This window comes from Microbacterium sp. HSID17254 (assembly GCF_003989315.1).
Classification (GTDB): Bacteria; Actinomycetota; Actinomycetes; order Actinomycetales; family Microbacteriaceae; genus Microbacterium.
Genome location: NZ_RBLT01000067.1, coordinates 1 through 8,532, shown reverse-complemented (window position 1 = coordinate 8,532; position 8,532 = coordinate 1). Strand labels below are relative to the sequence as shown.

Annotated in this window: 6 protein-coding genes; all 6 read right to left on the bottom strand. The window is 71.6% G+C overall.

Translation table 11 applies throughout. The features are described from left to right. Positions 1–1,059, bottom strand: a 1,059-nt coding sequence (locus D8M34_RS17360; RefSeq protein WP_126894641.1) for a DNA polymerase III subunit gamma and tau, incomplete at its 3' end; no start/stop codon positions are given. 128 nt (positions 1,060–1,187) lie between these two features. Next, positions 1,188–3,695, bottom strand: a complete 2,508-nt coding sequence (locus D8M34_RS17355; RefSeq protein WP_025104253.1) for a glycoside hydrolase family 65 protein — start codon at positions 3,693–3,695, stop codon at positions 1,188–1,190. After that, a complete protein-coding gene (locus tag D8M34_RS17350; RefSeq protein ID WP_126894640.1) occupies positions 3,692–4,450 on the bottom strand; it encodes a beta-phosphoglucomutase family hydrolase in 759 nt (252 codons plus the stop codon). Before D8M34_RS17350 ends, D8M34_RS17355 begins: the two co-directional genes overlap by 4 nt. Before the next feature lie 99 nt (positions 4,451–4,549). Then, entirely contained in the window at positions 4,550–5,770 is a 1,221-nt protein-coding gene (locus D8M34_RS17345) for an acetate/propionate family kinase (protein ID WP_126894639.1), read from the bottom strand. Further along, positions 5,767–7,896, bottom strand: coding sequence for a phosphate acetyltransferase (gene pta / locus D8M34_RS17340; RefSeq protein ID WP_126894638.1), 2,130 nt, complete (start codon positions 7,894–7,896; stop codon positions 5,767–5,769). Before pta ends, D8M34_RS17345 begins: the two co-directional genes overlap by 4 nt. Before the next feature lie 62 nt (positions 7,897–7,958). After that, positions 7,959–8,532 (bottom strand): hypothetical protein (locus D8M34_RS19065; RefSeq protein ID WP_126894637.1); only part of this gene is annotated, 574 nt, incomplete at its 5' end.

The following is an 8,532-nucleotide window of genomic DNA, read 5'->3' as shown; positions in this document are numbered from 1 at the left end:
TCCGGACATGTCGTCGAGAGCCGCGCTGACCACGTCGGCCGTACGGGAGAGCCGCGCGGCGCCGAACGACTCTGCCTGGCGGCGCATACGGTCGAGCTCGTCTTCCGCGATCCCGCGGAGCACGGCGGAGGCACCGGAGCCCACGGCGGCGATCACGATGAGGTCGCGCAGGCGCTCCAGGAGGTCGTCGACGAAGCGACGCGGGTCTTGTCCGGTCTGCACGACGCGGTCGATGGCCGGGAAGGCGGTCGCGGCGTCGCCCGTCGCCAGCGCATCGACGATCTCGTCGAGGAGGGCCCCGTGGGTGTACCCGAGCAGCGCGACCGCGCGCGCGTAGCCGACGGTGACAGTCTCCGAGCCGGCAGGGGCGTCCGACCCCGCGATGAGCTGATCCAGCAGCGACAGGGTGTCGCGGGGCGAGCCACCCCCGGCGCGGACGACGAGCGGGAGGACGCCCTGCTCGACGATGACCCCCTCCTCCGCGCAGAGCTTCTCGACGTAGTCGAGCATCGCGGCGGGCGGGACCAGCCGGAACGGGTAGTGATGGGTGCGCGAGCGGATCGTGCCGAGCACCTTCTCGGGCTCCGTCGTCGCGAAGATGAACTTGACGTGCGGCGGGGGCTCCTCGACCAGCTTCAGCAGCGCGTTGAAGCCCTGCGGGGTGACCATGTGCGCCTCATCGAGGATGAAGATCTTGAAGCGGTCGCGGCTCGGGGCGAAGGTCGCCCGCTCGCGCAGGTCGCGCGCGTCGTCGACGCCGTTGTGACTCGCCGCGTCGATCTCGACGACGTCGAGCGATCCACCGCCCGCCCTGGACAGCTCGACACAGCTCGGGCAGGTCCCGCAGGGGGTGTCGGTCGGTCCCTCCGCGCAGTTCAGGCACCGGGCGAGGATGCGCGCCGAGGTGGTCTTGCCGCAGCCGCGCGGGCCGGAGAACAGGTAGGCGTGGCCGACGCGGTCGCCACGCAGCGCGGTCATGAGCGGATCGGTCACCTGCGACTGCCCGATCATCTCGCCGAACGTCTCGGGTCGGTAGCGGCGGTAGAGGGCTGTGGTCACCCCTCCAGCCTACGGCGTGCCACCGACGTTGCTCCCCTCCCGGTCGACCCGGCCCCTTTCACGCGAGCCACCCCTCTGCGTGCGTCCGCAACGGGGGGGGGGACGCACGCAGAGGGGTGGGTCAGCGGTCAGTCGAGGTTCTCGATGACGGGGATCGCGCTCGTGATCACGGGGACCGAGGCCGAAAGACGCGTGCCGTCGTCGCGGCGGGCGTCGGCGAACTCCTGCAGGGTCGGGCGTCCGGGGATCACGGGTCCCTGGTTCGCGAGCGGGACGATGACCTCGTCCTCCAGCGTCGCGATGTACGCGTTGTCCCGCACGCTGAACGGCACCGGAGGTCCGCTGCGCACCTCGACGCGCAGCTCGTGCCGCGTGACGGTCACCTGCATCGCCGTCCCCTGCCACTGCAGCGGGAACGACAACGACGGCCAGGACTCGGGGAGCCGCGGGTCGAAGCTGAGGTCGCCGCCGTAGTCGCGCATGCCGCCGAAGCCGCAGACGAGGGCCGTCCACACGCCACCGGCCGAGGCCACGTGCACGCCGTCCGCCGCGTTGTGGTGCAGGTCGTGCAGATCGACGAACAGCGACTGCTCGAAGTACTTCTGCGCGAGGTCCTGATAGCCCACCTCGGCCGCGAGGATCGACTGCACGACCGCCGAGAGGGTCGAGTCGCCCGTCGTCAGCGGGTCGTAGTAGTCGAAGTCGGCCTTCTTCTCCTCGGGCGAGAAGTGGTTGCCCTGGAGGAACAGCGCCAGCACGACGTCGGCCTGCTTGAGCACCTGGAAGCGGTAGATCACGAGCGGGTGGAAGTGCAGCAGCAGCGGGCGCTGGTCGGCCGGGGTGTTCGCGAGGTCCCAGACCTCCCGCTCCAGGAACAGCGAATCCTGCGGGTGGATGCCGAGGCTCTCGCTGTACGGGATGTACATCGCCTCGGCGGCCCGCTCCCAGGACTCCGCCTCACCGGAGCCGAGGCCCGTGCGCTCGACGAGGGCCGCGTAGTCCTCGGGGTAGCTGTCGCGGATCTCCCGCACGACCTTGGCCGCGTACCGGAGGTTGTACCGCGCCATGACGTTCGTGTACAGGTTGTCGTTCACGACGGTCGTGTACTCGTCCGGGCCGGTGACGCCGTGGATGTGGAACGTCTGGAGGCCGTCGCCGGCGCCGGACTGCTCCACGAGCCGCGATCCCCGCCAGAAGCCGAGGGTGGCCCAGAGCCGCGCGGTCTCGATCGCGACGTCGGCGCCCTCGCGCCGCAGGAAGGCCTCGTCCCCGGTCGCCCGCACGTACTTGCCGAGCGCGAAGCTGATGTCGGCGTTGATGTGGTACTGCGCGGTGCCGGCGGCGTAGTACGCCGAGGCCTCCTCGCCGTTGATCGTGCGCCACGGGAAGAGCGCGCCGGCCTCGTTGAGCTGAGCGGCCCGGCGGCGCGCCGCGGGGAGCATCTTCACCCGGGCCCGGAGAGCGTTGTACGCCCAGCGCGGCGTCGTGTAGGTGAGGAACGGGAGCACGTAGATCTCGGTGTCCCAGAAGTAGTGGCCGCTGTAGCCGGAGCCGGTGAGTCCCTTCGCGGGGACGCCGGCGCCGTCCGCCCTGGCCGAGGCCTGAGCGAGCTGGAACAGGCACCACCGGGTGGCCTGCTGCAGGTCGTCGCGCCCGCCGATCTGCACGTCGCTGCGCTCCCAGAACGCGTCGAGCCACTCGCGCTGACGACGGAACACCGTCTCCACGCCCTCGTCCGCTGCCCGGTCGAGAGAGCGACGGCAGCGGTCGACGAGCTCCCGCGGGGGCACGCCGCGGGACGAGTGGTAGCTGACGAGCTTGGTGATCGTGATGGGGACGCCGGCCTTCGCCTGGACGCGGAAGACGTTCTTGGCGATGTCCGGCTCGATGAGCGTCCGGACGTTGTAGTCGTTCTCCGTCTCGATGATGTGATCGGCGACGACGGCGACGGTCATCCCGGACGCGGCGACCCGGTACGACAGCGCGGAGCGCAGCCCGTCCTGCCAGTGCTCCGCCGGCTCCAGCACGCGGTCCGCGATGCGCTCGGCCTTGCGCGGGTCGAAGGCGGCGCCCTTGGTCGTCATCGGGGAGCCGGCGTAGACGCCCGCCCCGTCCTGACGGTTGAGCAGCTGGCAGCTGATCGTGACCGGGGCGTTGGCGTTCTCGACCACGACCTCGAGCCGCAGCACGGCGAGGTGGCGCTCCTCGAAGCTCACGAGACGCTGATCCCGCATGCGTACCCGCTTGCCTGACGGGGTCTCCCAGACGACGCGCCGTTCCAGCACACCCGTGCGCATGTCGAGCGTGCGGGCGTACTCGCGCACGTCCGCGTCGTCGAGGGAGATCGGCTCGTCGTCGACGTAGAGCCGCATCACCTTGGCGTCGGGGGCGTTGACGATCGTCTGGCCGACCTCGGCGAAGCCGTAGGCCTGCTCGGCGTGCCGGATCGGCCATGTCTCGTGCAGGCCGTTGATGAAGGTGCCGTGCTCCTGCGCGCCGCGCCCCTCGATGTGGTTGCCCCGGAGCCCGAGGTAGCCGTTGCCGACCGAGAACAGCGTCTCGCCGACGCCCTCCTCCGAGTAGCGCGTCTCGATGAGACGCCACGGGTCGACGGGGAAGCGGTCGCGGTCGATCATGCGGTCTCCGGGGTGTCGGTGCGGGCGGCGGGAAGCAGGACGCCGAGGTCGTCGACGACGTGGGTCGCGCCGGCGGCGCGGAGTGCGTCGGCGCCGGCGCCGCGGTCGACGCCGATGACGACGGCGTATCCGGCGGCGGCGGCCGAAGCGGCGCCGGAGGTGGCGTCCTCGACGGCGATGCTGCGGGCCGGGGCGACGCCGAGGGCCGTGGCGCCGGCGGCGAACATGTCGGCCGCGGGCTTGGAGGCGAGGTGCTCACGCTCGGCGACGACGCCGTCGATCACGACGCGGAAGAAGGACCGGATGCCGGCGGCCGCCAGCACCTCCTCGGCGTTCTTGGAGCTGGAGACGACACCGAGCGGGATCCCCGCGGCGTGCAGCGCCTCGACCACGGCGAGGGAGCCGGGGAACGGAGCGATGCCCTGGCTGCGGAGCGACGCCGCGAACGCGGCGTTCTTGCGGTTGCCGATCCCGCAGATGGTCTCGGCGGACGGGTCGTCGTCCACCGAGCCCCAGGGCACCTCGACGTTGCGGCTGCGCAGCAGGCTCGCGACGCCGTCGTAGCGCTTCTTGCCGTCGACGTAGGCGAAGTAGTCCTCGTCGGTGTACGGCGGCGTGATGTCCCAGCGGGCGAAGACGTCATCGAAGACCGCCTTCCAGGCGCGCATATGCACCTCGGCGGTCGGCGTGAGGACGCCGTCGAGGTCGAACAGCACACCGTCGGCGTGGAACAGGTCGGGCAGCGCGTCTGGCACAGAGCCTCCAGGAGAAGGACGAGGGTCGGGTCGGCACCTCTCCGTGCCACTGTGCAAGCGTAATGGCGGTGGCGCGCGCGGGGTAACCCCGGACCGCGATCAGAGCAGTTTGGCGGTCTGCCTGGCGATCTGGAGCTCCTCGTCGGTGGGGACGACGAGGACCATCACGGCCGAGGCGTCCGTCGAGATGACGCGGACGCCGCGCTCCTTCGCCTCGTTGCGGGCCGGGTCGATCTCGATCCCCGCGAAGCCGAGCGTCGCCATCGCCGCCGCCCGCACGGGCGCCGCATTCTCCCCGACGCCCGCGGTGAAGGACACGACGTCGACCCCGCCGAGCTGCGCGATGTACGCGCCGGCGTAGGCCCTCAGACGGTGGACGTACACGTCGAAGGCCAGCGTCGCGGCCGCCTCCCCCGCGGCGACGCCCGCGAGGATGTCGCGCATGTCGCTGCGTCCGGCGAGTCCCGCCAGTCCGCTGCGGGTGTTCAGCAGCGCATCGAGGTCGTCGATGGTGTAGCCGGCGCGGCGGGACAGGTGCACGAGAGCGGCCGGGTCGATGTCGCCCGACCGCGTGCCCATGACGAGGCCCTCGAGCGGCGTGAGGCCCATCGAGGTCTCGACCGAGCGACCCCCGTCGATCGCGGTGACCGACGCGCCGTTGCCGAGGTGGAACACGAGCTGCCGGAGGGTCCCGAGGTCGCGCCCGAGGAAACGCGCGGCGGTCTCGCTGACGTACTGGTGGCTCGTGCCGTGGAATCCGTACCGACGGACCCGGTGCTCGGCGGCGAGCGCCGCATCGATCGCGTAGGTGTAGGCCGCCGGCGGCAGCGTCTGGTGGAACGCGGTGTCGAACACCGCCACGTGCGGGACGCTGTCGAACACGGCGCGAGCCGCCCGGATGCCGGCGAGGTTCGCCGGATTGTGCAGCGGCGCGAGCACGGCGAGCTCGTCGATCTGCCGCTCGACGTCGGCGTCGATCAGGGTCGGCGCGTAGAAGCGCGCACCACCGTGCACGACCCGATGCCCGACCGCGACCGGGGGATGCGCCTCGAGGGAGGGGCCATGCGCGGCGAACTGCGCGCGCATGACCTCGAAGGCGGCGGCGTGGTCGGGGATGGACTGTTCGTCGCGGTAGGTGGCGTCGAGCATCGTCGCCGACGGTCCGTCACCCGGCTCCGGGCGCACGGTGTGGGCGACGGGGCTGGAGTCCTGCCCGATGCGCTCGATGAGCCCGCTGGCGAGCTCGTCCTCGTGCGCCGTGTCGATGAGGCTGTACTTCAACGAGGACGACCCGCTGTTGATGACGAGGATCGCGCTCATGCCTCCTCCCCCGCTCGCTCGTCGCCCTGGGCCTGGATCGCCGTGATGGCCACCGTGTTCACGATGTCGTCGACGAGCGCGCCGCGGGACAGGTCGTTGATCGGTTTGTTGAGCCCCTGCAGCACCGGACCGATGGCCACGGCGCCGGCGGAGCGCTGCACCGCCTTGTAGGTGTTGTTGCCGGTGTTGAGGTCGGGGAAGACGAACACCGTCGCCCGCCCCGCCACGGCCGAGTCCGGCAGCTTCGCCTTGGCGACCGCCGCATCGGCGGCGGCGTCGTACTGGATGGGACCCTCCACGAGGAGTTCGGGAGCGCGCTCACGCACGAGCGCCGTCGCCGCCCTGACCTTGTCGACGTCGGCCCCCGACCCGGACTCGCCGGTGGAGTACGACAGCATCGCCACGCGGGGGTCGATGCCGAACTGCCGGGCGGTGGTGGCGGACGAGATCGCGATGTCGGCGAGCTGCTCGGCCGTGGGATCGGGGATGACCGCGCAGTCGCCGTACACGAGCACACGATCGGCGAGGGCCATGAGGAACACGCTGGAGACGACGTTCACCCCCGGCTTCGTCTTGATGATCTCGAAGGAGGGACGGATCGTGTGCGCCGTGGTGTGCGCGGCGCCGGAGACCATGCCGTCGGCGAGCCCGAGGTGCACCATCATCGTCCCGAAGTAGGAGACGTCGGTGACGGTGTCCGCGGCCTGCGCGAGCGTGATCCCCTTGTGAGCGCGCAGCCGGGCGTACTCGGCGGCGAAGCGCTCCACGAGCTCTGGGTCGGTGGGGCTCACCACGTGCGCGCCGGCGATGTCGAGGCCGAGTTCCGCCGCCCGCGCGCGGATCGCCCCGTCGTCGCCGAGGATCGTCAGCTCCGCCACCTCGCGGGACAGCAGCGCCGCCGCCGCCCGGAGGATGCGGTCGTCGTCGCCCTCGGGGAGGACGATGTGGCGGCGGTCGGACCGCGCGCGTTCCATCAGGCCGTACTGGAACATGAGCGGCGTGACGACGTGCGCCTCCGCGAGCCCGAGCTGCTCGGTGAGCTCGGCCACGTCGACGTGCGCCTGGAAGAGTCCGAGCGCCCGGTCGTAGCGACCACGCGAGTCGGCGGAGATGCGGCCGCGGGTGCCCATCACCCGCACCGCCGTGTCGTAGGTGCCGAGGTCGGTGGTGATGATCGGCACCGAGGAGGCGAAGCCGTCGAGCAGCTGGAGGATCGGGTCCGGCAGCGGGAACGGCCCGTTGAGGATGATCCCGGCGATCCGCGGGAACGTGCCGGAGGAGTCGGCGAGGAGGGCGGCGAGCAGCACCTCGGTGCGGTCTGCGGGGATCACGACCACGGCCTCGTCGGTGAGGCGCGGCAGGACGTTCACCATCGACATGCCGGCCACGACGATCGACAGCGCGACCGCGGTCAGACGATCCTCGTCGCCCTTGAGCAGCGTGCCGTCGACGGCCGACACGATGCCGCGGATGGACGGCGCGACGAGCGCTCGATCCTCGGGCAGCGCCCAGACCGGGGTGCCGGCGGGGACGACGGCCCGCACCGCGTCGACGATGGCGTCGAGCCCGTCGGGATCGGCCCTGTTCACGGCCACCGCGAACAGCTCCGCGCGCTCCTCGGCGAGTTCCGGCAGCGCCAGGGCGGCGATCTGGCCGACGGCGGCGGCCTCCCGCGCCGTGGTCGTGCCGAGCTGCTCGGCCTGCCGCTGCTGGTCGCGTCCGCTCAGCACGAGCAGGACGGGGGCTCCGAGGTTCGCCGCGATCCGGGCGTTGAAGCCGAGCTCGGCGGGGCTCGCGACGTCGGTGTAGTCGCTGCCGACGATGACGACGGCGTCGCACTGCGCCTCGACGGCCTTGAAGCGGGCGACGATGGTCGACAGCGCGCCCTCGGGGTCGGCGCGCACATCGTCGTAGGTGACGCCGATGCAGTCCTCGTAGTCGAGCTGGACGCCGTCGTGGGCGAGCAGCAGCTCGAGGATCTCGTCGCGCTCGGCGACCGCGCGGGCGATCGGGCGGAACACGCCCACGCGCGGCGACACGCGCATCAGCGCATCGAGCACCCCGAGGGCGATCGTCGACTTCCCGGTGTGGCCTTCGGCCGAGGTGATGTAGATGCTCCGCGACACGGCTCCAGCTTAGGCGGGCACCCCGACACCGCACCCCGCCGCTGCCGTGACAAACGCGCGCGTCACTCGCACGGGCCGGACAGCACGTCGACGACGGCCGTGGCATCCTCCTGGTACCGCGTGTAGTAGTCCCGGTCCGTGTTCACCTGCACCCGGTGGATGGCGTGCGAGGGCGCCATCGACCGCCAGTCGGGGACCCGCGCCAGGCGCTCGAAGAACAGGCGGGCCGCGGTGGCGGGATCCATCCGCTGCTCCGCGCTCCCCCACCACTCCTGCTGCTGGAAGAGACCGATGCTCGTCGTGCGCGATCCATCCGGATTGGTCCAGCCGCGCGTCTCCCAGTCCCCGTAGTCGATGTTGCGCAGGCTGCTCTCGCCCATCGCGGTCATGACGCCGAGGATCTGACCGTCCCGCGCGAACCCGAGCTCGTCGGCGGTGCGGATGATGGTCGCGGCGTTCTCGAGCTGTTCGCCGCTCCATCCGGCGACGCCCGCCTGGGGGAAGGTCGACGGACGGTCGAGGCAGACCGGCGCCGGATCCCTCGCCAGCCCCAGCGGGATGAGCACGAGCAGCACCGCCCCCGCGGCCACCACGGCGGCGGACACGGCGACGCGCCGCAGGATCCGTTTCCGCTGA

Excerpts from the sequence above, each read along its gene's own strand:
- D8M34_RS17345 (WP_126894639.1), bottom strand. The coding sequence starts at position 5,770 with ATGAGCGCGATCCTCGTCATCAACAGCGGGTCGTCCTCGTTGAAGTAC.
- D8M34_RS17355 (WP_025104253.1), bottom strand. The coding sequence starts at position 3,695 with ATGATCGACCGCGACCGCTTCCCCGTCGACCCGTGGCGTCTCATCGAG.